This window comes from Staphylococcus debuckii, from assembly GCF_003718735.1.
Taxonomy (GTDB): Bacteria; Bacillota; Bacilli; order Staphylococcales; family Staphylococcaceae; genus Staphylococcus; species Staphylococcus debuckii.
The window spans coordinates 773,174-798,628 of record NZ_CP033460.1 but is presented as its reverse complement, the minus strand read 5'-3'; the positions used below and the strand labels follow the sequence as shown (position 1 = coordinate 798,628).

At 35.3% G+C, this 25,455-nt stretch carries 26 protein-coding genes; 10 read left to right on the top strand and 16 right to left on the bottom strand.

Features of this window, described 5'->3' with window-relative positions; all coding sequences use genetic code 11:
• Positions 1-89 precede the first annotated feature (89 nt).
• The 12 genes from hisC to CNQ82_RS03485 form a co-directional block, all read right to left on the bottom strand.
• On the bottom strand, positions 90-1,154 hold the full coding sequence (hisC, locus tag CNQ82_RS03540) for a histidinol-phosphate transaminase (RefSeq protein ID WP_123144117.1): 1,065 nt from the start codon (positions 1,152-1,154) through the stop codon (positions 90-92).
• Between the two features lie 161 nt (positions 1,155-1,315).
• The gene (locus CNQ82_RS03535; RefSeq protein ID WP_123144116.1) at positions 1,316-2,830 is read right to left on the bottom strand and encodes an ABC transporter permease/substrate-binding protein; all 1,515 of its coding nucleotides are present in this window, start codon (positions 2,828-2,830) and stop codon (positions 1,316-1,318) included.
• Positions 2,827-3,783, bottom strand: a complete 957-nt coding sequence (locus tag CNQ82_RS03530) for an ABC transporter ATP-binding protein (RefSeq protein WP_123144115.1) — start codon at positions 3,781-3,783, stop codon at positions 2,827-2,829. Before CNQ82_RS03530 ends, CNQ82_RS03535 begins: the two co-directional genes overlap by 4 nt.
• Positions 3,784-3,879: 96 nt before the next feature.
• Positions 3,880-5,658, bottom strand: coding sequence for a DNA helicase RecQ (gene recQ, locus CNQ82_RS03525; RefSeq protein ID WP_123144114.1), 1,779 nt, complete (start codon positions 5,656-5,658; stop codon positions 3,880-3,882).
• A 12-nt stretch (positions 5,659-5,670) separates the two neighbouring features.
• Positions 5,671-7,548, bottom strand: coding sequence for an ABC-F family ATP-binding cassette domain-containing protein (locus tag CNQ82_RS03520; protein ID WP_206125380.1), 1,878 nt, complete (start codon positions 7,546-7,548; stop codon positions 5,671-5,673).
• 274 nt (positions 7,549-7,822) lie between these two features.
• Positions 7,823-9,763 carry a polyglycerol-phosphate lipoteichoic acid synthase LtaS gene (gene ltaS / locus CNQ82_RS03515; protein ID WP_123144112.1) on the bottom strand — a complete coding sequence of 647 codons (1,941 nt, stop codon included), beginning with the start codon at positions 9,761-9,763 and terminating at the stop codon, positions 7,823-7,825.
• A 549-nt stretch (positions 9,764-10,312) separates the two neighbouring features.
• On the bottom strand, positions 10,313-11,317 hold the full coding sequence (locus tag CNQ82_RS03510) for a 5-oxoprolinase subunit C family protein (protein ID WP_123144111.1): 1,005 nt from the start codon (positions 11,315-11,317) through the stop codon (positions 10,313-10,315).
• A complete protein-coding gene (pxpB, locus tag CNQ82_RS03505) occupies positions 11,317-12,012 on the bottom strand; it encodes a 5-oxoprolinase subunit PxpB (RefSeq protein ID WP_123144110.1) in 696 nt (231 codons plus the stop codon). Before pxpB ends, CNQ82_RS03510 begins: the two co-directional genes overlap by 1 nt.
• Before the next feature lie 16 nt (positions 12,013-12,028).
• Positions 12,029-12,262 carry a hypothetical protein gene (locus CNQ82_RS03500; RefSeq protein ID WP_164711939.1) on the bottom strand — a complete coding sequence of 78 codons (234 nt, stop codon included), beginning with the start codon at positions 12,260-12,262 and terminating at the stop codon, positions 12,029-12,031.
• A gap of 30 nt (positions 12,263-12,292) precedes the next feature.
• Positions 12,293-12,901 carry an aminotransferase class IV gene (locus CNQ82_RS03495; protein WP_123144108.1) on the bottom strand — a complete coding sequence of 203 codons (609 nt, stop codon included), beginning with the start codon at positions 12,899-12,901 and terminating at the stop codon, positions 12,293-12,295.
• Positions 12,902-12,907: 6 nt separating this feature from the next.
• Positions 12,908-14,041, bottom strand: coding sequence for a chorismate-binding protein (locus CNQ82_RS03490; RefSeq protein WP_123144107.1), 1,134 nt, complete (start codon positions 14,039-14,041; stop codon positions 12,908-12,910).
• The gene (locus tag CNQ82_RS03485) at positions 14,031-14,618 is read right to left on the bottom strand and encodes an anthranilate synthase component II (protein WP_123144106.1); all 588 of its coding nucleotides are present in this window, start codon (positions 14,616-14,618) and stop codon (positions 14,031-14,033) included. Before CNQ82_RS03485 ends, CNQ82_RS03490 begins: the two co-directional genes overlap by 11 nt.
• 346 nt (positions 14,619-14,964) lie before the next feature.
• Between CNQ82_RS03485 and queC the strand changes: the two genes are divergently transcribed.
• The 7 genes from queC to scdA all read left to right on the top strand — a co-directional run bounded on the left by queC (position 14,965) and on the right by scdA (position 19,922).
• Positions 14,965-15,636, top strand: a complete 672-nt coding sequence (gene queC, locus CNQ82_RS03480; protein ID WP_123144105.1) for a 7-cyano-7-deazaguanine synthase QueC — start codon at positions 14,965-14,967, stop codon at positions 15,634-15,636.
• 1 nt (position 15,637) lies between these two features.
• On the top strand, positions 15,638-16,063 hold the full coding sequence (gene queD, locus CNQ82_RS03475) for a 6-carboxytetrahydropterin synthase QueD (RefSeq protein WP_123144104.1): 426 nt from the start codon (positions 15,638-15,640) through the stop codon (positions 16,061-16,063).
• Positions 16,056-16,769, top strand: coding sequence for a 7-carboxy-7-deazaguanine synthase QueE (gene queE / locus CNQ82_RS03470; protein WP_123144103.1), 714 nt, complete (start codon positions 16,056-16,058; stop codon positions 16,767-16,769). The genes queD and queE overlap by 8 nt, the downstream gene beginning before the upstream one ends.
• Positions 16,770-16,932: 163 nt before the next feature.
• Entirely contained in the window at positions 16,933-17,517 is a 585-nt protein-coding gene (locus CNQ82_RS03465; RefSeq protein WP_123144102.1) for a hypothetical protein, read from the top strand.
• A gap of 103 nt (positions 17,518-17,620) precedes the next feature.
• Complete coding sequence (locus tag CNQ82_RS03460) at positions 17,621-17,875, top strand: GlsB/YeaQ/YmgE family stress response membrane protein (RefSeq protein WP_123144101.1); 255 nt, start codon at positions 17,621-17,623, stop codon at positions 17,873-17,875.
• Between the two features lie 229 nt (positions 17,876-18,104).
• On the top strand, positions 18,105-18,905 hold the full coding sequence (locus CNQ82_RS03455; protein WP_123145635.1) for an aldo/keto reductase: 801 nt from the start codon (positions 18,105-18,107) through the stop codon (positions 18,903-18,905).
• A gap of 324 nt (positions 18,906-19,229) precedes the next feature.
• The gene (scdA, locus tag CNQ82_RS03450) at positions 19,230-19,922 is read left to right on the top strand and encodes an iron-sulfur cluster repair di-iron protein ScdA (RefSeq protein WP_123144100.1); all 693 of its coding nucleotides are present in this window, start codon (positions 19,230-19,232) and stop codon (positions 19,920-19,922) included.
• 86 nt (positions 19,923-20,008) lie between these two features.
• Here scdA and CNQ82_RS03445 read toward each other — a convergent pair whose 3' ends face one another.
• The 3 genes from CNQ82_RS03445 to cstR form a co-directional block, all read right to left on the bottom strand.
• A complete protein-coding gene (locus CNQ82_RS03445; RefSeq protein WP_240624920.1) occupies positions 20,009-20,593 on the bottom strand; it encodes a sensor histidine kinase in 585 nt (194 codons plus the stop codon).
• A gap of 142 nt (positions 20,594-20,735) precedes the next feature.
• Positions 20,736-21,491 carry a sulfite exporter TauE/SafE family protein gene (locus CNQ82_RS03440; protein ID WP_119535697.1) on the bottom strand — a complete coding sequence of 252 codons (756 nt, stop codon included), beginning with the start codon at positions 21,489-21,491 and terminating at the stop codon, positions 20,736-20,738.
• Positions 21,491-21,751 carry a persulfide-sensing transcriptional repressor CstR gene (cstR, locus tag CNQ82_RS03435; protein WP_037541288.1) on the bottom strand — a complete coding sequence of 87 codons (261 nt, stop codon included), beginning with the start codon at positions 21,749-21,751 and terminating at the stop codon, positions 21,491-21,493. Before cstR ends, CNQ82_RS03440 begins: the two co-directional genes overlap by 1 nt.
• Before the next feature lie 137 nt (positions 21,752-21,888).
• On the opposite strand from cstR, the gene CNQ82_RS03430 reads away from it, so the two are divergent.
• The 3 genes from CNQ82_RS03430 (at position 21,889) to CNQ82_RS03420 (ending at position 25,126) form a co-directional block, all read left to right on the top strand.
• Complete coding sequence (locus tag CNQ82_RS03430; protein WP_107537788.1) at positions 21,889-22,956, top strand: DsrE/DsrF/DrsH-like family protein; 1,068 nt, start codon at positions 21,889-21,891, stop codon at positions 22,954-22,956.
• 30 nt (positions 22,957-22,986) lie between these two features.
• Positions 22,987-24,321, top strand: a complete 1,335-nt coding sequence (cstB, locus tag CNQ82_RS03425) for a persulfide dioxygenase-sulfurtransferase CstB (RefSeq protein ID WP_107537789.1) — start codon at positions 22,987-22,989, stop codon at positions 24,319-24,321.
• A gap of 130 nt (positions 24,322-24,451) precedes the next feature.
• Positions 24,452-25,126 carry an IS6-like element IS257 family transposase gene (locus CNQ82_RS03420; RefSeq protein WP_001105987.1) on the top strand — a complete coding sequence of 225 codons (675 nt, stop codon included), beginning with the start codon at positions 24,452-24,454 and terminating at the stop codon, positions 25,124-25,126.
• Positions 25,127-25,167: 41 nt separating this feature from the next.
• On the opposite strand, the gene CNQ82_RS03415 is transcribed toward CNQ82_RS03420, so the two are convergent.
• A complete protein-coding gene (locus tag CNQ82_RS03415) occupies positions 25,168-25,410 on the bottom strand; it encodes a sporulation protein (RefSeq protein WP_123144099.1) in 243 nt (80 codons plus the stop codon).
• Between the last annotated feature and the right edge of the window lie 45 nt (positions 25,411-25,455).

Genomic DNA, 25,455 nt, shown 5'->3' with positions numbered 1-25,455 from the left:
TAAAATTATTTTGCAAATGAAAAAAGAGCAGCACTGAAATCGCTCAAATGATTCACATAGCACTGCTCTCTTATAATTATTTTTCTAGATTACGCCTCAAAATCAAAATTCTTTAACACTTCAATCATCTTAGCATTTTGTTCTGGGAAGCCAATTGTAATACGGACGCCAATTGGAAATTCTCTGGTAATGCAACCAACTTTGAGCAACGCCTCATATAACTCTTTAGGTCGTTTTGTTTTTACAAAAATAAAATTAGTTTGGCTATCGAAGAAATGCTTGCTTTCTGGAATAGCAAAAAATTTCTCACGTTCTTCTGCATTACGTTTTTGAATTTCTTTTAAATAATCTTGATCTTCATAGGCAGCTACCGCCGCATATTCTGATAAACGTCCTACGTTAAATGGCGGACGGATAATATTATAATTATGAATTGCTTCTTCTGTAGCGATAATATAACCGACACGCAGACCTGCTAATCCATATGCTTTAGAGAAAGTGCGCAACAAGAAGGCATTTGGGAACTTCTCTTGCAGCTTCAAAGTATCAGGGAAATCTTTCGCAGTTACAAATTCAAAATAAGCTTCATCTACAAGCACTGGTACATTGCCTGGTACTTGTTCTAAAAATGCTTCTAATTCTTCATGCGTCACATAAGTTCCTGTTGGATTGTTAGGGTTACAAATCCATACTAGAGCTGTATTTTCATCGATTTCTTGCAAGATTCCTTCTAAATCAAATTGTCCGTTCTCTTTTAAAGGCACTTGGACAACTTCAGCAGATTCAACGATAGCATTATGATAGTATTGACCGAATGTCGCTTGGCTCGTTACAATCTTATCTCCAGGTGTTAATACGGCACGTGAAATCATTAAGATTACTTCATCTAATCCCGCGCCGAATAAAATGCGTTTCTCATCAATATTCAAATCCTCGGCTATTTTTTTACGTAATGTCGGTGCGCCTGTTTCAGGATAATAAAGGACTTCATCTACATGTTCTTTAATCGCTTCTTTCGCTTTAGGAGAAGGTCCATATAAGTTCTCGTTAGATGCAAGTTTGTGTAATTCGATATCTAAACCAAACTGTTCTTTTAATGCGCGTGGTGACAATCCTGGTTGGTATGCGGATAATTGTTGAATTTGTTCTTTCATGTGGTAAAGCCCCCCATTTAAATTGACTGATATTTTTGAATTTAGTCAATATTATAGCGCTTTTTACAGTAAGAATGCAAACTCGTTTTTTTAAAAGTACCAAAAAGAACCGGAACATTATTCTGTCCCGGCCCCGCAATAAATCTCAAGCAGCTTCCTCATTATTTAATCAGGTGGTGTTTTTCTAAATAATCTTTTGCTACTTTATACGAATCTTCATTTTTCACTGTTACTTTGTAATTCATTTCTTGCATTTCTTCATCTGTAATTTTACCGGCTAATTTATTCAACGGCTTTTTAATTTCAGGATGTTCTTTTAAGTATTTTTCTTTGAACATCGGCGCACCTTGATAAGGTGGGAAGACATGCTTATCATCTTTCAACACTTGCATATCGTATTGTTTTAATTCAGCGTCTGTAGAATAGGCATCAATTAAGTTAATATCGCCTTTCTTGACTGCTTGATAACGTAATTTCGGTTCCATAGTACGGATATTATCAAATTTTAAATCATAGGCTTTAGATACAGCTTTGAATCCATCCGGACGATCATTAAATTCGAGTGTGAAACCAGGTTTGATTTGATCTTGAACTTTTTCTAAATCACCGATTGTTTTCAAGTGATGTTTTTTAGCAAAATCGCGCTTGACCGCTAGTGCATAAGTGTTGTTATATTTCATCGGTTTCAATAAAGTCATCTTATCTTTCTTTTCAAGACTTGTTTTAGCTTGCTCATACACTTTATGTTCTTCTTTAGATTTTAATGGTTCTTTCGTTAATTCACCTAGAACGGTGCCTGTAAATTCTAAGTAACCATCGATATCATCAGATTTCAAGGCGTTGAATAGGAAGGATGTTTTACCCATTCCATCTTTTACATCTACTGTGTCGTCTGTCTCTTCTTCAATTAAAATTTTATACATGTTCGTAATAATTGAAGGTTCAGACCCTAATTTACCAGCAATTGTAACTTTATCACCTTTGCCTCCGAATAAAGGAATAATAATGACAAGAACGACAATAAGTAAAAGCGCCCCTAAAGTAATCAATATTTTTTTATAAGATAAGTTTTGCATGTAGCGTAAAGCCAAATCAAAGATAATAGCTAGAATAGCTGCTGGAATCGCACCTAATAAAATAAGAGAACTATTATTTCGGTCAATACCGAGTAAGATTAAATCCCCTAAACCGCCTGCACCAATTAATGCAGCTAATGTGGCAGTACCGATGATAAGCACCATAGCAGTACGTATCCCTGCCATGATAATCGGCATCGCAATAGGCAGTTCGACTTTCGTCAATCTTCTTCCAGGCTTCATTCCAATCCCTTTAGCCGCTTCCACTAAAGAAGGATCCACTTCTTTGATCCCAGTGTATGTATTTCTGAGAATCGGCAGCAAAGCATAAACCACTAAAGCAATAATAGCCGGTAAAGTTCCAATTCCAAAAATAGGAATCATTAATCCTAAGAGTGCTAATGACGGAATCGTTTGCAGTACGGCAGCAATATTAATGACAAACTCAGATACATGCTTCGTCTTCGTTAACAAAATACCAAGCGGAACACCAATCAAGCATGCAATTAAAAGCGCAATAAATGAAATTTGGATATGTTCTAATATGGTACTGAGCAACTCGCCTTTACGCGCTGATAACGTTTCTAAAAATGCATTCATGATGCGTCACCTCTTTCACTATCAGCTAAGAAGTTGAAAATATCTTCTCTCGTCAACATATGTGTTTGACCCTTACGCTCTACTGCAATTGCATCGTAGCGCGCTAAATCTTTATACACTTTCTTCAAAGGTGCGTCATGTTGCACAATAGGCAAATCGTGTGTTGATTGAAGAGATTTCAATTCAGTATTTTGCAATATATCATCCAAATTCAACTGTTGTTGAACGTTTCTATCATATTGACTGATAAATTGTTTTACGAAATCGTTTTTAGGATGTTTAATAAAATGCTCTGGAGTATCGATTTGTTCCACATGTCCCTCATTCAGCAAACAAATTCGGTCTCCCAGCTTCATCGCTTCATCAATATCGTGTGTTACAAAAATAATAGTTTTCTTAATCTGCTTTTGCAATTCAATCAAGTCATCTTGCAATTTTGTACGACTGATTGGGTCTAAAGCGCTGAAAGGTTCATCCATTAAAATAACAGGTGGATCAGCAGCAAGGGCTCTGATTACCCCAACACGTTGTCTTTGACCGCCAGATAGCTCGTCAGGTTTACGATTACGATATGTATCAGGATCTAAATTCACCATTTTTAACAATTCGTCTACGCGTGCATCAATTTTATCTTTATTCCAACCCTTCATTTGAGGAACTTGTGCAATATTCTCTTTCACTGACATATGCGGAAAAAGAGCAATTTGCTGTAATACATAACCGATGTCCCAACGCATTTCGTATACTGGATAATCACTGATAGGCGCATCTTTAAAATAAATGTAGCCCTCTGTCAACGGTATTAAACGATTAATCATTTTCAACGTCGTTGTTTTTCCGCATCCAGACGGTCCAATTAAAACAAAAAACTCTCCTTCATTAATTTTGAAGCTGACATCATCAACTGCAGTTTTATTTCCATATTTTTTGCTGACATTCTTGAACTCTATCATTCCCTCACCCACATTTCTCTTTATTTAAAAAAGAACAACAAGCTAACAGTGGCGGCACCCTTTCGTTGTTAAACTTGCTGTTCTTAAAAAATCACTTTAAACTTGCGCTTTATAATTATGAATAGTTTCAATGAATTTCGGACAGTAATGCTTTAATTTATAGCTGCCAACTCCATCGATCGCAATCATCTCTTGTTTTGATTCTGGCTTGCGTTTCGCAAATTCTTCCAAAGTAAAATCTGTGAAGATACTAATCGGTGCAATATTCAGCTTTTCACTCAATCCTTTTCTAACCGCAACTAATTCATCAAACAAAGCGCGGTCTACCCCTTCGATAGTATTGATATTCACTTTTTCTTTGGCTTTTCGTTTAAATGGTACTGTATAAATTTTTAAACCTTCGCTTAACACTTTTTTAACCTTTTTATCACAAGTTAAAACTTCATCATTTTCATTCAAGAAGCCTTTAAATCGTAATTCATCAATCAGATGACTGCATTCTGAGGTTGTATAAGCTTTCATAATACCAAAAGTGGACAATTCATCGTATTGATTATATTTTACATAATCAGAGATTTCCCCTCTCAGCACTTGAATTATCACGCCATAAGTTTCTTGCTGACGCATACGGACAATACAGCTGATGATTTTTTTAGCTTCGTCCGTCATGTCATATGTTTTATTTTCATTAACACAATTACTGCAGCGTCCGCATTCTTCTAGTTTCTCGTTAGGTTCAAAATAATGGACTAAGGTTGCTTCTAAGCATTTCTTCGTCTTAGTATATTGAATCATTTTATTGAGTTTCTCACCCATTTTTTCTTTGTAATCATCATCTGCTTTAGAAGAAGCAATAAAGAATTGATGCAGACCAATGTCACGTTCGCTATATAATAAAATACAATCACTCTCTAATCCATCACGCCCAGCACGCCCCGCTTCTTGATAATAAGATTCCAAATCACCTGGCATATTATAGTGAATGACGAAGCGAACATTAGACTTATCGATTCCCATTCCAAATGCGTTCGTCGCAATAACGACTTTAGTTTTATCAAAAACAAAGTCATTTTGAGCCGCTTCACGTTCTTTATTAGTTAAACCCGCATGATAAATCGCACTATTAATATCTTGGTCTTCGAAAACTTGTTGCAGTTCTTCTACTTGTTTACGTGTAGAGCAATAAATAATACCCGCTTTATCTGCGTGTTCCTTTACATATTCCAACACAAATTTCTGACGCTGATACGTTGAATTGACTTTGAATTTTAAATTCGGACGTTTAATACTCGTCTTAACCATGTCGTTTGGGGCGATATGCAGTCTTTCCATAATGTCTTGCTGCACTTCAGCTGTTGCGGTAGCAGTCAAAGCAGCAACTGCAAAGCGTTGCGGCAGACACATCACTTTACCGATGACTTGTTGGTAACTCGGTCTGAAATCATGACCCCATTTTGAAATACAGTGTGCTTCATCAAATGCAACCAATTTAATATCCAATCCATAAAGCAATTTCATGAACTGATTATTTTCAAAACGTTCTGGTGCCACATATAAAAATTGTATTTCACCATTAAGTAATTGTTTCTCTACAGCTTTTTGGTCTTTTTGAGATAAACTGCTGTTTAAATATGCTGCATTAATCCCCATCGCTTTCAACTGATCTACTTGGTCTTTCATCAATGAAATCAACGGACTGATTACAACAGTGACTCCGCCCATCATCAGACCCGGTACTTGATAACATAATGATTTACCGCCACCAGTCGGTAAAACCCCTAACACATTTTGTTTATCTAGTATTTTGGAAATAATTTCTTTTTGTCCAGGACGGAATGTTTGGTATCCAAAATAATGTGATAATGTTGTTTCCATATTTTTGACCCCTCATTGTTCCTTTAATTCTTCAAGTTCACTCCATCTTGTCATATCTTGCTCGTATTGTGCCTCTAAAGTTTCTTTTTCAGAATTAAGTGCTTGTATTTTTGTATAATCATCCCTCGCATCTACCATCTCTTGTTCAATTGCTTCAAGACGCGCTTCTGATTCCTCAATTCTTGCCATCACCGTTTCATATTCACGCTTTTCTTTATACGATAACCCTTTACGTTGTCTTTCTTTCGTTTGTTTAGGTTGCTGTTTGCTTGCTTCTTTACGCTTAGTTTGTTCTTCTTTATATTTTTCATAATCTTCGAAGTTTCCGATAATACGTTCAATTTGCCCATCATGAACATACCAGAATTCTTGAGCGACCTTGTTCAAGAAGTATCTATCGTGACTGACAGTAATAATAGTGCCGCCGAATGTCGCAATATAGTCCTCAAGAATGGTCAATGTTTCGGTATCTAAATCATTCGTAGGCTCATCTAATAACAATACATTCGGTTGATGTACTAACAGTCTAAGCAAGTAAAGTCTTTTTTGTTCGCCGCCTGATAGTTTATATACCTTTTTGCCGTGTGTGGCACTTGGGAATAAAAATCTTTCTAAAAGCTGCGTGACTGAAACAGTCGTTCCGTCTTTTTCTTTGGCAACTTCACTTTCCTCACGTAAAAAGTCAATCACACGGATATCTCTGTCTAAACGTTCATCAGTTTGCTTAAAGTAGGCAGTCTTCACTGTTTGACCTATTTTAACAACCCCTGAATAATCAATATCTTCCCCAGCTAGAATATTCAATAATGTTGTCTTGCCAGCACCATTCGGTCCCACAATACCGATTTGCTGTCCATTTTGAATAATCTGGGTAACATGTTCAAATAAAGTCTTTTCTGCAATGCGCTTAGTTAAATCTTCTAGTTCAAAGACCTGTTTGCCTAATCTTGAATGTGCAAGGTTGAGCTGTCCTGTTTCACGTGTGGTCTGATTTTTAACTTGTGATTCCAAATCACTGAAACGATTGATTCTTGCTTGCTGTTTTGTTGAACGTGCCTTAGCACCTGCACGCATCCATGACAATTCTTGTTTGTATAACGAGCGTTGCTTCTGATTTTGCTGTTGCTCAATTTGTTCATTTTCAGCACGCATCGCAATATAATCCTCATAGTTCCCTGGGTACGTACGCAATTTGCCTCTATCTAATTCAACAATACGTGTAGAGACTTCATTCAGGAAGTACCGATCATGTGTCACAAACAATACAGTGTGCGGATATTGTTTTACGTAATTAATCAACCATTTAATCGAATCGAAATCTAAGTGGTTGGTCGGTTCATCCAACAATAATAAATCTGGTTGTTCGATTAACGTTTTAGCAAGCACCACCCTTTTCTGTTGTCCGCCTGATAATGCTTGTACGGATTGAGCAGTATCGTTTATTCCTAATTTTGATAATATTGTTTTAACCTCTGCACTATAATCCCAAGCTTCAGCTTGATCCATTGCTTCTTGAGCTTGCATCATTTTTTGAAAGTCTGCATCATTTTGAGTTTCAGTATACCGTTGAACTGCTGTTTCATAATTTTTGATCAACTTAACTGCAGTTGTATCCGCACTCAACACTTCTTCTAAAACTGTCTTATCTTCATTTAAGTCTTGCTTTTGAGATGAATAACGAATGCGATATTGATTGGGACAATTTACTTCTGCTTCATAGTCGTCATCTAAGCCTGCTATCACTTTCAGCAAAGTACTTTTGCCAGTTCCGTTAATCCCTACGAGTCCAATGCGTTCATGTTCTGAGACAGATAAGTGTAAATCATCAAATATTACCTTATCCGCGTAAGATTTATGTAAGTGTTCTATTTTGTATGATTCCATTGTCAGCCTCCACTTATATTCGTACGTTCATTTGTTCTATTGTTCACTATTTAGGATTGCTTATAGTGAAATCAGTTCCATATATTATACACCTTTTAGAGCTTAAATGATACTGTCGTACCGCTTAGAAGTACCGATTATTATTAAGAAATTGTAAATAAATCATGAGAAAAAGAAATAATAGACAAATTTTATTATTGTGTCGATTTACATAAGTACAAAAAGAAAGAGAGTATTTAGAACTCGGCAGTTCTAAATACTCTCTTGTGAATTTTTTACTCTATTTTTGTTCTGAGCCTTTTGGACCCGTTTTATATTGATATTTTGATGGGTCTACTTTTTTGAAGTCAGGGTTTTTGTAGAATCTGAATAAGTCGCCGTTTAGAACATTATCGCTCATTTCTAAATCTTTTTCGACTTGTTGTTTATTTTTCTGTAAATCGGCCGGCTCTTTTGTCAACGGTTGATTTGTTTTATTGTCATAAGCTTTGCCGTTTACATATTTATATTTCGGTGTAATGAAATCACCATTTCTGAATGGTACTAATTGTGAATGGTCTTTAGATAATAAATCTGTACCCATCATCAAGTAATTTTTAGAATCAATACCTACTAAGTGTAATAATGTCGGCATAACGTCTACTTGACCACCGTAAGTGTTGTCAACGCCGCCTTGTTTACCAGGAATCTTCATCCATAAACCAGTGCGGTTCAAGTCCATGAATTTTGCTGGTGTAATATCTTCACCTAATAATTTTTCCATAGCTTTATTATGATTTTCTGAAATACCATAGTGGTCACCGTAAATAATAATTACAGAATTTTTGTAAAGACCTTTGGCTTTCAAGTCATTAATATATTCTTCTAATGATCTATCAAGATAATTTGCTGTTTGTACATATCCGTCTACTGTTGAGTCACCAGTGTTCGGTTTTTCAATATCCGCATCTTCAGATGACAACGTAAATGGATAGTGGTTTGTCAACGTAATAAGATGTGAATAGAATGGTTGTTTCATTTTAGATTGATAATCTGCTGATGCTTTAAAGAACGGCATGTCTTTCAATCCTAAGTTTTCAATATTATTAGGACTCATATCATAGTATGTTGCATCGTAGAATTTATCGATACCGAAATGTTTATAAACTTGATCACGGTTCCAGAATGTTTTGTAGTCACCATGCATTACGTTACTATTATAGCCTTCTTTTTGATCCAGAATAGCTGGTAATGATTGGAAAGTATTAGAACCTTTCAGTGAATACGCAGAACCTTGAGGCAATCCGTATAAACTGTTATCCATTGTGAATTCCGCATCTGATGTTTTACCTTGACCAGTTTGATGGAAGAAGTTTGGATAATATCTGAACTCGTCATTACCTGAAGATAATTTATTCAAGAATGGAGTAACTTCTTTACCATTTACTTTCTTGTTGATCAAGAATGTTTGGAAACTCTCTAAATGGATTTTGATAATATTTTTCTTTTTAGCTACACCATAATATTCAGGGTTCGGCTGTGTTTGCTTATGTTTTGTGTAGTTTAACACTTTCGTTAAATCATCTTCTGATGCCAATGCTTTTTCTTGGTTATTCTGAATCGTCTTGACACCGTCATAAACTGTAAAGTTATAAGGTCCTAAATATTTTACAAGATATTTATGGTCAAATGTACGTGTTAATAATTCAGGACGGTCTGTTTCAGCAAATGCTAAGTTCAAGAAGAACAATGCAACTGAAACGGCCATTACAACCGGTACGAATTTCTTGCTGAATGTACGTGTGTTTAACCATTGAGATTTGAAGATCAGTATAAACAAGTAAACAATTGTATCAATAAAGTATACAAAGTCATACCATTTGAATGAAGCTGATACTGCTCCGCCCATAGATTCAACATTACCTGCTTGGTTCAAGGTACTGAATGTCAAGAAGTCTGAGAAAAATCTAAAATAAACGACATTCGCATAAAGTAAAAATGTAAGTAAGAACCCGCCTACAAACATAAACCAAAATGCTTTCTTACCTTTAAAGAACAAGAATACGCTTAATACCAGTGCGATTAAGCTATATGGATTCATCAATAGAATCAAATTTTGAACTAATCCCTTAACTCCTAAAGAAAAATCAACATAATAAGCAAAGTATGTCTTTAAACTCAACGTGATAAGCGTGAGTATAAAAAAGCCAAAGATGCTTATTTTCTTTTTCTGCAGACTCATGTGTGTCTCCCCCGTTATTATTTATTCATCTTGAATCACTCTATACATTAAAAACTAGGTTGAGATTAAAAGTGAAATCTGTTACTCACTACACGGAATTTCAAACAACCCTTATCTCAACCTCTTTGTTTCATCAAACATTTTCGTTAAACATTATTTTTGGTTAATCATTCATTTACAATCTCCACTTTTTGTAATCTGTTTGTAACAAAAAGTACGTAGTACAGTAATTAAATATAGAACAATTCGGCTCGGATTTCAAGCAATAACCTAGTCGTTTTTTACTTATTATACTTTATTTTTTATTTGTTAATTTTATAATAAGGTACAATGAAAACAAAGCTTAGCTATTGTTAAATCAAGCTTTTATTGTAATTAAAGAGTGTCGATAGCGTTAAATTATACACGCTTTTCCTTATTTTCAAATCAGACTCCAGACCTAGTACTCTTTTTTAACAATACTGTATAAATTTGCACTTCTTTAAACAAAAAAACTGACCGAATAGTATTATCCGATCAGCATCCTATATTTAAATAGATAATTTTAGTTTATTTTTGCATTTCTTGCAGCATTCTATATTCAATGCCATGAAATAGCTGTTGTACCCAGCTGCTGTATTTCATTAGATTGTCTTCTGCAGTGTAAACATCGATATATTGGAACTTTAATTTAGAACCCTGCGGTTTTTGAGCGAGTTTAGTGAGATGATAGCTGGCAATTGTACCGATTTGCGGATAACTGCCTAACGTATAATGATCATTTAATAAAATAATCGGTGAACCGTCACGTTTTACTTGTATTGTGCCTCGTTTAACCGATTGATGCGGCGGCATATCTTCATAATACGCTTTTACCGGCTCGCCTTCTAAAATCATCCCAGCACGATTCGCCTTGCTGGTTACTTTATATTCTTCACGTGTAAAACGATTCAATGTTTCTTCGTCAAAATCTTCAGCACCTTTATTCAAAATGACATGAAACATATCTGACATATAATTGAATGACAGTGCATACCCATCCACACCCCAATCAGTTTTATGAGTGTGTTTCAGATTATCAAACAATTTCAAATGACGTTCGGAATAATCACGTTTCATATTAATAGCATCGCCAGTTTGCAACTTGCGACCTTCATATCCTCCGATGTGAGAGAGAAAATCAGTAGAGGTAGAGCCGAGCCACTCTTCTAATTCAACTCCGCCCCCTATTGCTAAATAAACACGCGACGTGCGATTAGTTTCAGAGAATTGAAGCACATCGCCTTTTTCAACTAAATATAATTTATTAGGCAGAATACGCATCTGCTGAGTCCAAGCTTTAAAGTTGCCTCCTGCTAAGGCAATCAAAGTTGGTTCAGTAAAACGTATGCGCGCCATTTTAGTCGTCATTTCTAGCGTTGCTTCATTCTTATCATTCGCAACTAAACGATTGGCCACTTCATGAGCTAAGAAATCAATTGCTCCGCCTGGTATCACGCCATCATGTTCATACCCTTGACGTCCAAAATCTTGAAAGCTGGCAAATAAGCCAGGATCTTCTATGATGATTGACATTATAATGTTCCTCCAATCTTTTCGGACTCTGGTTCAGTTGCTTTGAAACGAATCGTATCGCCTAATTTCAACAATGTAAAATCTTCTTTTGAAGGGTCGAATAACTTAACCGGTGTATAACCGATAACAATCCAGTCTCCATATGTATCAGTTGTAACGATACCGCTCTTTTTACCTTCTAAAATAACAGAACCCGCCGGAATATATTTTTTCGTGTCTCCTGTGTGGTTAATATACAAGCGCTCATTCATCCCCGTTAAATACGGAAAGCCAGGAGAATAGCCCATCATGGAAACGAAATAAGTTTTTTGAGAATGCAGCTGAATAAAAGTTTCTTTATCCATTTTATAAAATTCCAGCAATGCTTCTAAATCCGGCCCATAAGTACCACCATAATAAACCGGAATTTCCGTCGGCATACTGACAGCATCTCCATGTTTCACTTCAATTTTGATAGATTGCAGTAATTCTTTCATATATTGGAAAGGCGACTTAATGTGATGGTGTTTAATCATACTTCTCGCATCATACACAATCATCATATCCGATTCAGTCGGTACAATTTCAGTAATAAAAGGATAATCTTGTTCTACTAAATAAGAACGCAATGCCAATAAATCTTCAGTTGTATTTTGGGTCACTTCTTTTTCCACCGAAACTACAATCGCTTGGTCACCTTGACTATAAATCTTCATAACGCACCTCGAATTATTATTGGTTATAAAACATATTCAATAAATCTATAATATATAAAACAAGTAATTTCATGAAGTAATACACGAGTACCAGCTGTATCATCAACATTCCGCTCACTAGTAAGCGGGCTGTTCGATAATAATGTCGCTTAATCAACCGCTTGGAACCTTGCTGAGCGAGAAATGTTGCAGCAACTATTAAAATAATGATGATTCCTAACATGCTGCCACCTTTATTTATACCCTTCATTTACTTTGATTGTTCTGAACATTATCAATTTTAAAGATTAATCCGAATATCGGCAACCTCTCGCAAACTATTTATTAGAAAAATTCGGGCTTGCCCGCTTCTCAACTTTTCCTTCAACTCATCAACCTGATAAGAACGCAACTGCAACTGTCCCTTATCCAACATAGCTTGGCGCATGCAGCCTTTTAAAAAATCATGTTCAAAAGGAGGTGTATACCATTGCCCCTCTTCTTCCACAACCACATTGCCAATATCAAACTCCAACACTTTGCCAGTCGTATCATAATATAAGACAACATCTGTAACATGAGAATGCGTGACATGCTCCCGTTCTGAAGTTTTGCACGTATATTGCCATTGAGGAAATTGATGATCTATCAACTCAAAATGTGCAGTGAAACTACGCTTATTCGGCAACTCCACAATCTGATGCGATAAACTTCCGTCCTTCCCCAACATAACCTTTAAGCGCCACACACCGCTTGCATATTCCGCACAAATCGCTTCCAGATATTCTTCCCACTTTTCATTATCAAATCTATAGCCCAATCGTTCAGCTGATTGCGCAATTCTTCTCGTATGATAAACCTTTCTCGGAATCTCGCCTTCATCCACTCGCATCGTTTCAAACAAATACATTCTTCACTACCCCAATATCTTAGTTTTCGCCTTGAACTCTGACACTTCAGCTGCAGGATCCGAATCAATCGTAATCCCTGCCCCCACGCCATAAATCGCTTTACCTTCAATATACTGTATCGTTCTGATAGCTACATTAAATATCGCTTTCCCATCCGGCAACATTAAACCGATTGTACCGCAGTATCCGTGACGCGGCACTTCCTCCAACTGTTTAATATAGCGCATCGTATTGATTTTAGGCGCCCCCGTGATTGAACCGCATGGAAACAACGCTTCAAACAAACGCACCAAAGCAGTCCCTTGACGCATCACTCCAGTCACCATACTCGTCATCTGATAGACTGTTTCATAACGCTCAATATGGAACGGCTGATACACCTTCACACTTCCCGGAACCGCAATCCGCGAAATATCATTCCGCAATAAATCCACAATCATGACATTTTCCGCACGATCCTTCTCAGAATGCGCCAACCGCTCATAGAACATGTGATCATCCGCTTCATCAACGCCCCGAGGCATCGTCCCCTTCATCGGCTTACTCAGCACCACATCTTGAGTCCCTTTAAATTCTCCCTTCTGGAAAAATAATTCGGGAGAGATGGAAGCCACTTGTAATTCCTCTGTATCTAAGAGCGCTGTATAATTTCCATGTGCAGTTTGGGTCAAATACGTATATAATTCAGTAATCGGCATACGGATTTCATCATATAAACGCGTTGTATAATTGACTTGATACGTATTTCCAGCAACAATCGCCTCTTGAACCGCTTGAATATGCGCTTGCAGCATCTCATCAGGCAACCGGAACTTGAAGCAAAGTTGAGGTGGATGCTTCCCTTCCGCTTTCGCTGTGGCTTCAGGTTGTGTAAAGACATAAGCAGCCGCATAAACATAATCTGATGTTTCAGGTAGATTGACTTCCATATCAGAATCGAATGCCGGTGCTGCTTCGTAAGGTAGATACACACCCACATATTCACCCTTTTTCTGATAAGCTTCCGCAAAGGCCAGCACATCTTTGACATCTTCTAAATGATAAGCTACAGAAGATGCTTGGATACTTTCAAAATCATAATGGTAGGTATGATACTTAGTTTCATCCTCGTAGTAACGAAAGTTGAATTTAGCTAACAACCCTTTCACCCGCTTTCTGTGCAAACAGTCGGAATTGTTCATGCCCATATTCGCTTAAAATTGATTCTGGATGATATTGCACCCCATATACAGGGTAAGATTGGTGTTGAACGCCCATAATAATATGTTCGGTGTTTTCAGCGGTTACTTTTAATACTGCAGGAATTTCAGCAGGATCTGCCATTAATGAATGGTAACGCATCACTTGAAATGATTGAGGCAACCCCTCAAATATGCCTTCTGCAGTAGTCGTAATGCTGGTAGTATGACCATGTACCGGACGTGTATTCGGTATGATTGAGCCGCCATAATACTCAATGATCAATTGAAAGCCGAGACATACACCTAAGATAGGAATCTTACCCTCAAATCTTTCAAGAATTTGGAATAAAATTGGATAATCGCTCGGACTTCCAGGACCTGGAGAAATAACTAACGCTGAAGGTTGAAGTGCTTCAAGTTCTCGCAATGTTAAATCTTTGCTGTCTATTACTTTAATTTCCGACCCGCTTTCTACAGTCAGATAATCTACTATATTGTATGTAAATGAATCTTTGTTATCTATCATAATAATCATACTCTATACCCCTTAACAAAATTGCTTGATTTAAATCTATTTTACAAAATAATCCACCAGAATGTAACACACCCCATGAAGTCTGTCTTGATTTTGTCCTGTAAATATATTATTCTATCTAACGAATTCAATTAACAGAGGTTCCTAGCTGATACCCTCTATAAAAAACTAGACTTTTACTTTCAATCGTCTATCTTTTATAGAGATAGGCAATATAAAATTAAATTGTCTATCATGTCAACTTGGACCTGAGAACTTGTATTTGTACTTACAGCAAAGCAGTTCATACAGCGTCCAATTTTTTTATTTTCAGTTAGGCCGCGAAAGATAAAGGAGCAATCAATTTATGTCAGCCCACACACTTGATGATAACAAAGCGCTGGTTGTATTCAGCGGTGGTCAAGATAGTACAACATGTCTTTTTTACGCAAAAGAAAAATTTGAAGAAGTTGAACTCGTTACATTCCAATATGGTCAACGTCATGATACAGAAATCGAAGTCGCAAAGAAAATTGCAGATGAGCAAGGTTTAAAACATCATATTCTAGACATGTCGCTTCTCTCCCAACTTACTCCTAATGCACTCACACAACATAATTTAGAAATCGAACAAACGGATGATGGTGTTCCTAATACCTTTGTACCGGCTAGAAATTTATTATTTTTATCATTCGCTGGAGCATTAGCCTATCAAATCAAAGCACGCCACATTATTACAGGTGTCTGTGAAACCGACTTCTCAGGTTATCCGGACTGCCGTGATGATTTCGTTAAATCTATGAACGTCACATTGAACTTATCGATGGATAAAAACTTTGTTATCCACACACCATTGATGTGGCTAGACAAAAAGGAAACTTGGGCGTTGAGCGACCAACTCGGTGTCTTAGATTATGTACGTACTCAAACATTAACTTGCTACAACGGCATTATTGCAGATGGTTGCGGTGAATGCCCTGCCTGTAAATTACGTGCACGCGGTTTAAATGCTTATTTAGAAGAAAAAGGAGTGAAGTAGGATGTTACAACAAATTTACCCCAGTGTTTCTCATCCCTACGCGTTCGAATTAAATAAAGATTTTCATTTTGCAGCAGCACACTATATTCCATGTGAAGATGCAGGTAAATGCGTGCGTACGCATGGTCATACTTATTTTGTGAATTTAACGATTGTCGGTGACGAATTAGACCATAGTGGTTTCTTAATTAATTTCGCTTACTTAAAAAAACAAATACACGAACAATTTGATCATTATTTATTAAACGACTTACCGCAATTCAAAGACAAAATGCCGTCAACAGAAGTAGTAGCACAGACCATCTGCAAAATGACTGAAGAAATATTAGAACAACAACCTAATCACCCGAAATGTGCGCAAGTATATCTGCGTGAAACACCTTCCAGCTATGTTGTTTATCGACCAAAGGAGTTCCGCAATGGCTAAAATACCTGTATTAGAGATTTTCGGCCCTACTATTCAAGGTGAAGGAAGAGTTATCGGCCGCAAAACTATGTTTGTCCGCACGGCAGGTTGTGATTATCATTGCAGTTGGTGCGATTCTAAGTTTACTTGGGACGGCAGTGCAAAAGAAGATATTCAAATGATGTCCGCTGAAGAAATTTATCAGAAATTAAAGGAAGTTGGCGGAGATTGTTTTAATCACGTTACAATTTCAGGTGGCAACCCTGCTTTAATTAAAGGAATTCAAGCGTTAGTGGATTTATTTGAAGAACAAGGTATCGAAACCGCTTTAGAAACCCAAGGCAGTCGTTATCAACCTTGGATGCGCCAAATCAACGACTTAACTATTAGTCCGAAACCACCAAGCTCAGGTATGAAACCTAACTTAGAAATATTAGATGATGTCATTGCTCAATGCGTACCGGAATCCTTAAATTTAAAGGTAGTTGTTTTTGAAGACAGGGACTTTGAATTCGCTAAAAAAATTCATCATCGCTATCCTGATATTCCATTTTACTTACAAGTCGGCAATCCTTATTTAGAGGAAGAAGTTGAAAACCATACCTCACGTTTACTAGAACGTTATGAAAGTTTAGTAGAGACGGTAATGCACAGCAGTGATATGAATCAAGCTTATGTATTGCCGCAACTTCATACCCTTCTTTGGAGCAATCAAAAAGGTGTATAAATTATATATTCTCAAAAAGATTGTTCTGTTTTGTCTATTTAAAACAGAGCAATCTTTTTTAATACTATTCTTCTCTTCTTTCGCAAAGTGTTTTCTAATGATTAAAACACTTATAATTTGATATAATACTTCAGTGAATAATAGTAGTCAGGAGACACATCATATGCTCGTTTACATAATTATCAATATTTCAATTATATTATTAGCAATCGGAGTCGATATGTGGCTGCACACCCCACGTCAATTAAGACTCAGCACACTATTAGTTGCTCTAGCAATCAATAGTGTCGTCAACATCTATATTATTGGTAAATATGATTTTATTTCATATTCACTTGTGACTTTCATGATAATTTGGGCTGGACTTGCCCTACTTGCAGATTGGAAACTGCGCCCGATTGTCTTTGAAACTCAAAAATTTGTAGCATTTATTGTATTTACGCTGATGAGCATCTCCTTCTTTATTATATTTAAAACAAGTGAAGATTCTTATTACATGTCTATTCCTTATTTGTCTCCTGCATTCTTTTTAATAGGTGCCTCTCTGTTATTTTTAAGCACTTTTCAAAATAGCGATGAAAAAGGGAACCACCAATCATCTAAGAAATTACGTCGTCAATTAACTCTAGGCACTATATTAATAGTGTTATCTTTCATGATAATGACATTACTTACACCATTTTGGTATATTTTCGTAATTATTTATTTAATTCTAATCTTGTTTTTATTATGGATAAAAATATTTTAGTACAAATTTGATTATTTAATGATTATCCCTTCTGTTTGAGTGGTATAGAAATAAAAGCAAAACAAAAAGAACAATTTTGTTAGAGAGACAGGAGGGAATTATAATGGGATTAATTATAATGTTAATTGTCGGCGGGTTAATCGGTTGGTTAGCTGGCGCAATCTTAGGTAAAGATATTCCAGGCGGAATTTTAGGTAATATTATTGCAGGTATCGTTGGTGCTTGGTTAGGTTCAGCTATTTTCGGACATTGGGGACCTAGCTTCGGCGGCATCTCAATCTTCCCTGCATTAATCGGTACAATTATTTTAGTTGCTATTGTATCATTCATTTTCGGTGCAATGCGTAAACGTAAATAATGAGATGTTATAGCTAATATGAGACTTTCATTGATAGAATCGAAGTTCAAATTTATTTTGAATTTCGGTTCTATTTTTTTGTGCGAATAAATTACGTATAATTTTATACTTTTACTTTTTAGCTATCTAATTAATAGTATTGCAGATAAGTTGTTTGTTACAATTAAGAAAAAGGGCAAAGGAGCGACTCATTTTGAAGAAGACCACTAAGTTGAATAACGGTTTAAAAATGCCACGTGTAGGTTTCGGTGTTTATAAAATTGATGAATCACATATGAAACCTGCAGTGAAAGCTGCAGAAAAAGCTGGTTATCGTTCATTTGATACAGCCTATATCTATAAAAATGAAAAAGAATTAGGTGAAGCACTTAAAAAAGGTGATATTCCTCGCGAAAAATTATTTATAACTTCTAAAGTATGGAACGATTTTCAAGGTTATGAAAGTACAAAAGAACAATTTGAGGCTTCTTTAAAAAGATTAGGAACTGATTATCTTGATCTTTATTTAGTGCATTGGCCATGCGAAGAAGACGGCTTATTTATCGAAACATATAAGGCAATGGAAGAACTCTATAAAGAAGGACGCATCAAAGCGATTGGTGTGTGCAATTTTGAGCAGCATCATCTTGAAAAGTTAATGGCTGAAACAGAAATTGTACCTGCAGTAAACCAAATTGAATGTCATCCTTACTTAAATCAGCAAGAATTACAAGATTTTTGTGATCAACATGATATCAAGGTAACTGCTTGGATGCCTTTAATGCGCGGTCGTGGTCTTTTTGAAGATCCAGTGATTGAAAAACTAGCTGAGAAATATGAAAAAACACCTGCCCAAATTATACTAAATTGGCATCTCATGCATGACCGCATCGTAATTCCTAAATCTAAAACTCCTTCTAGAATTCACGAGAACTTTGATGCTATCAAATTCGAATTAAGAGAGAAAGATGTTAAAAAGATTGATAAGCTAAATAAAAATTTACGCCAAGGCAAACATCCTGACGAAGTGAAAATTGGTACTTTAAAATAAGCGCACTCATAACGAGACTAGGACATAAATTGTTCTAGTCTTTATTTTATTAATGAGAATAATTATCAATAATTCAGAAATCTGACACAAAGGATTATTAAGTTACCATTGAAGTGTTTTGTAACTAAAATAGATAATAAACATCTCGAAAAGTATTCCTTTTAGAGTCATATCACTCTTAAAGTAACTTTTTCAAATAAAATTAAAGATCGATTATTTTTATTTTACTATTCTTTCATTATCTTAAATAAATCACTATTTTTATTTGTTCCCCTTCTCCTTATACTAGAGATGAGTCGAAGTGAATCAAAAGGAGAATGCTTTATGATTACTAAAAATGATGTTGTAGCGAATGTTGTGACCGACTATCCTAAAACTGCGGATGTCTTCAAACATTCTGGAATAGATTTTTGCTGTGGTGGGCAAGTGACTATCGAGAAAGCAGCAGAAGATAAGAAAAAAGTAGTATTAGAAGATTTATTAGCAGAATTAGAAGCAGTAAGTAAACAAGATATTAGTTCTGAAGGTCTTAATCCTAAATATCTCAGTATTCCTTCATTAATCCAATACATTCAAGATGCTTATCATCAACCTATGAAAGAAGAATTTAAAAATTTAACACCTTATGTTACTAAATTAGCGAAAGTCCACGGTCCAAATCATCCATATCTTCTAGAATTGAAAGATTTGTATACGACTTTTAAAAATAATATGTTAGAACACACTGAAAAAGAAGATAAGGAAGACTTCCCTCAACTGATTGCCTTTGCTGAAGGAAAAGACGTTGAAAATATTAATGCGATTATTCAAGATTTAAAATCAGATCATGATAATACAGGAGTTATTTTACGAAAAATGGAAGAACTCACAAATGATTTCCAACCTCCTGTTGAAGCATGCGGAACTTGGCGTTTAGTATATACTAGAATTGCCGCTCTAGAAAAAGCAACATTGCAACATGTTCATTTAGAAAATCATGTACTTTTTGAAAAATGTCTGCAAAAAGAAACTAACTAATATAGCAGTACAATTTTTATTCAGATAGTCGCTATCTTTTAAAAAGCAGAGGTTAGGACAAAAATATTGTCCAAACCTCTATTTTTTTATAATCTCGGAATCGAAACAATCATTTTGGTGCCTTTACCCGGGTTGCTTTCTGCTTTAATTGTTCCACCGATTTGTGCTGCTAATTCGTTAGCAATATACAGACCTAAACCAGAACCTCCAGTTTCGTTATTCCTTGAATGTTCAACTCTGAATGTACGCTCAAAGATACGCGAAAGATGTTCAGGCTGAATGCCTATTCCTTTATCTTGAATTATAATATCGATGTTTTGATGATTTTCAGCCAGTGACAAATTAATGGGACTGCCTGAGGGAGAAAATTTCAAAGCATTATCTATTAAATTGGTTAGAATACGTTCTAAAGGACGAGGATATTGTTTAAAGGGTTCAAATTGATTACAAAAATTCACTTCTAAATTACGTAAATCTAGTTTCATGCGCTGTTCGTAGCCGCTTAAAATTGTAATAAGCAGTTGATCGATTTGTATCATTTCCACCGCTTCTTTATTGGGTAATTCCAACGCTGCAACATTCGTCAATTCATCAAACATATTTGAGAGCCTTTTAGACTGTTTAATCAAACTTTCATAAGCCGCTTCACGATCAACTTCATTCTCAATCACTCCGTCTCTTAAACCTTCGTTTTTGATACAAAACCTCTTAACTTAATATTAAGAGGTGTTAATTTACTTGCTATATAAGAATGTTTTAACTTTATAAATAAAAAAGAGAAGTACAACTAATATTTGTACTTCTCTTTTTTATTTATAAAGCAATTTGAATAATTGCAATAATAATTAAAATACTGATAATCCACTTTTGTACAAAACTAGGAACTTTTTTACCTAATTTTAAACCTAACGGAGCGAAAATAATACTTCCTATTATTAAAAATAACGCGTCTTCTAGAGGAATGTAACCTTGTATAAGTTTAATGATAAAGGCGCCAATTGAAGATATAAAAGCAATTATTATACTATTAGCAACAACTGTATTCATTGGTAATTTGAATAAAACTAATAATATAGGAATAATAATAAAGGAGCCGCCTGCTCCAACTATACCGGAAATGATACCAACGAAAAGACCTACAATAACTAATAAAGGCTTATTAAAGGAAGACTGGTCTGTACTAGATTTCACGTTAATAAACATTAATATTAATGCAAGTAAAGCAATGATAATATACACCGTATTTACGAATGTAGCATCAAATAAATTTGCTAGCAACGCACCTAACATGCTACCTATAATCATACCGCCCCCCATATAAAAAACCAATTGGGGTGAGAATTCTGATTTTTTCATTGCTTTCAAAGAGCCACTTAAGGTACTAAAAAAGACTTGACTAGAAGTAAGTCCTGATGCTATATATGCGCTATATGAAGGTTCCCCAAATAGTGGTGGCAACAATAAAATAGCTGGATAAATAATGATAGCCCCGCCTATACCTACTAGCCCAGATATAAACCCCCCGAATACTCCAATGAGCAACATGATAATAACAGTTATAATGTCCATTACTTACTTTTCACCAATAAGTTAACAGCTTCATTAATTATTTCTTGTGAATCTTCATTGTTATCGTTAGCTGAATTGACGCATTCGATTAAATTTTCGCTAATAATAATCCCCATTAATCTTTGTAATGAACTTTTTGAAGCACTAAGTTGCGTAATCACATCTTTACAATGCTTTTCTTCTTCCATCATTTTAATAACTCCATTGAGTTGTCCTTGTACTCTATTAATACGATTGATCATGTTTTTATCATAATTCATAGTAATTTCCTCCACTTTTAATTGAATATAGTCATAGTAATAAAATAAAAAAAGTTTGTCAAATACCCGAGGGGGTATTTGACAAAAAGAGTTATATCTTTTAACATACCCCCATAGGTATTTAACAGGAGGTTATTATGAAACAATATAATGAAAAACACATTAATGATTTAAGTAAATCAGAGTTAGAAAAATTAACTTCTCAAGGTCAATTGATTGATGTAAGAACACAAGAAGAATATGAATTAGGGCATATCAATGGTGCTATACTGCATCCTGTAGATGAGATTGAGTCATTCAATAAAGACAAAAATAAAACCTATTATATACACTGTAAAAGTGGTAACAGAAGTGCTAAAGCTAGTAAATATTTAGCTGAACAAGGTTATGACGTTGTAAATTTAGAGGGCGGCTATAAAGCATATGAAGAAAAAAACGTCAGCGATGATACAAAAGAAGAAAGGACAAATGTAGAAATTAAAGTAGAGCGTAAAAAATTTAACTATAGTGGTCTTCAATGTCCAGGCCCTATTGTAAATATCAGTAAAGAAATAAAAAATATTCAAGAAGGTGACCAAATTGAGGTTACAGTCACAGATCCAGGATTCGCAAGTGATATTAAAAGTTGGGCGAAACAAACGGGACACGTATTAGTAAGACTTGAGGAGGGCGACAATGAAATTAAAGCAATTATTCAAAAAGGACAACCCAAAAATTTAGAAGTGAGTCACACGTCTAAAGGCACTACAATTGTACTATTTAGTGGAGAATTAGATAAAGCAGTGGCAGCAATGATTATTGCGAATGGTGCTAAAGCTGCAGGAAGAGATGTAACCATCTTCTTTACTTTCTGGGGACTTAACGCATTGAAAAAAGCGCAAACAGTTAACGTTAAAAAGAAAGGTATCGCAAAAATGTTTGATTTTATGTTGCCAAAAACACCTTTGAAAATGCCACTCTCTAAAATGAATATGTTCGGTTTAGGTAATATCATGATGCGTTACGTAATGAAAAAGAAAAACGTTGATTCATTACCATCACTCATTAATCAAGCGATAGCTCAAGATATTAAATTAATCGCATGCACCATGAGCATGGAGGTCATGGGCATTACAAAAGAAGAATTAAGAGACGAAGTTGAGTACGGCGGTGTAGGTACTTATATAGGCGATACTGAAAACGCGAGTCATAATTTATTTATTTAATTAAATCTATTAAAATAAGGAGTTTTTTATATGTTTTTCAAACAATTTTACGATAATAATTTATCTCAAGCATCTTATTTAGTTGGCTGTCAACGCACAGGAGAGGCAATAATAATTGACCCTGTACGTGACTTAACAAAATATATGGAAGTTGCAGATAGTGAAGGTTTTACAATTACACAAGCTGCAGAAACTCATATCCACGCTGATTTTGCTTCAGGCATTAGAGATGTGGCAGAACAATTGAATGCAAACGTATATGTATCTGGAGAAGGTGACGATGAATTAAGTTATCGTAATATGCCAGAACAAACACATTTTGTTAACCATCAAGATATTATTCATGTAGGTAACATTAAATTAGAAGTATTGCATACACCTGGTCATACCCCTGAGAGTATCAGTTTCTTACTCACTGATGAAGGTGGCGGATCAAGCGTTCCAATGGGTATATTTAGTGGTGACTTTATTTTTGTTGGTGATATCGGTAGACCTGATTTACTAGAAAAATCAGTTCAAATAGAAGGTTCTACAGAAGTTAGTGCGAAACAAATGTATCAATCTCTAGAAAGTGTTAAAGATTTACCAGATTATATTCAAATTTGGCCAGGTCACGGTGCTGGAAGTCCTTGTGGCAAAGCATTAGGCGCCGTACCAATGTCTACATTAGGTTATGAAAAAATAAATAACTGGGCATTTAATGAAACTGATGAAACCAAATTCATTGAAACATTAACATCAAATCAACCAGCGCCACCCCATCACTTTGCACAGATGAAACAAATCAATCAGTTTGGTATGAACTTGTATCAACCATACAACGTTTATCCTAGTTTAGATAATGAAAGAATAGCATTTGATCTTCGTAGCAAAGAAGCCTTTCACGGTGGCCATACACAAGGAACAATCAATATTCCTTATAACAAAAACTTTATTAACCAGATCGGTTGGTATTTAGATTTTGAAAAAGATGTAGATTTAATTGGAGATAAATCTACAGTTGAGCAAGCAACGCATACTTTACAATTAATTGGTTTTGACAATGTAGCAGGCTATCGTTTACCAAAATCAGAAGTTCTAACACAATCCATCCACAGCGCTGATATGACTGGTGAAGAAGCAAATGTACTCGACGTACGTAATGATGAAGAATGGAATAATGGACACTTAGATCAAGCAGTCAATATTCCACATGGTAAATTATTAAATGAAAATATTCCATTTAATAAAGAAGATAAAATATACGTACATTGTCAGTCAGGAGTTAGAAGTTCAATCGCAGTGGGTATCTTAGAAAATAAAGGATTTGAAAATGTCGTGAATATTAGAGAAGGATATAAAGATTTTCCAGAATCATTAAAATAATTTAAGGGTGTGGAAAAATGAGTAAATATTATCAAATTGTTATTGTAGGTGGCGGTACAGCAGGTATTACCGTGGGTTCTGTTGCAAAGTTGAATTTATAGTATAATTTTAACAAAAAGGAGTCTTCTGTATGAACTATTTCAGATATAAACAATTTAACAAGGATGTTATCACTGTAGCCGTTGGCTACTATCTAAGATATGCATTGAGTTATCGTGATATATCTGAAATATTAAGGGAACGTGGTGTAAACGTTCATCATTCAACGGTCTACCGTTGGGTTCAAGAATATGCCCCAATTTTATATCAAATTTGGAAGAAAAAGCATAAAAAAGCTTATTACAAATGGCGTATTGATGAGACGTACATCAAAATAAAAGGAAAATGGAGTTATTTATATCGTGCCATTGATGCAGAGGGACATACATTAGATATTTGGTTGCGTAAGCAACGAGATAATCATTCAGCATATGCGTTTATCAAACGTCTCATTAAACAATTTGGTAAACCTCAAAAGGTAATTACAGATCAGGCACCTTCAACGAAGGTCGCAATGGCTAAAGTCATTAAAGCTTTTAAACTTAAACCTGACTGTCATTGTACATCGAAATATCTGAATAATCTCATTGAGCAAGATCACCGTCATATTAAAGTAAGAAAGACAAGATATCAAAGTATCAATACGGCAAAGAATACTTTAAAAGGTATTGAATGTATTTACGCTCTATATAAAAAGAACCGCAGGTCTCTTCAGATCTACGGATTTTCGCCATGCCACGAAATTAGCATCATGCTAGCAAGTTAAGCGAACACTGACATGATAAATTAGTGGTTAGCTATATTTTTTTACTTTGCAACAGAACCCATTTGCAAGACTTTATCAGATTCGCCGAAATCTTTATTTTCATCAGAACCTTCTTTTGGTTCAAGCAATGTCAATCTGATTCTTGCGACTTGCTGATCATTGTCTCCACCTTTTAAAACAACTTTCCCAGAGATTGTTTCATCAGCTTTGAATTCAGCTTTTTCCAAACGTGTATCCACTGTAAGTTCCCCAACTTTTAGGGATGTTAAAATTTTATCGAACATTTAAAACCCTCCTTAAATTTTCAATTGCTCAAATGCATCTATGAA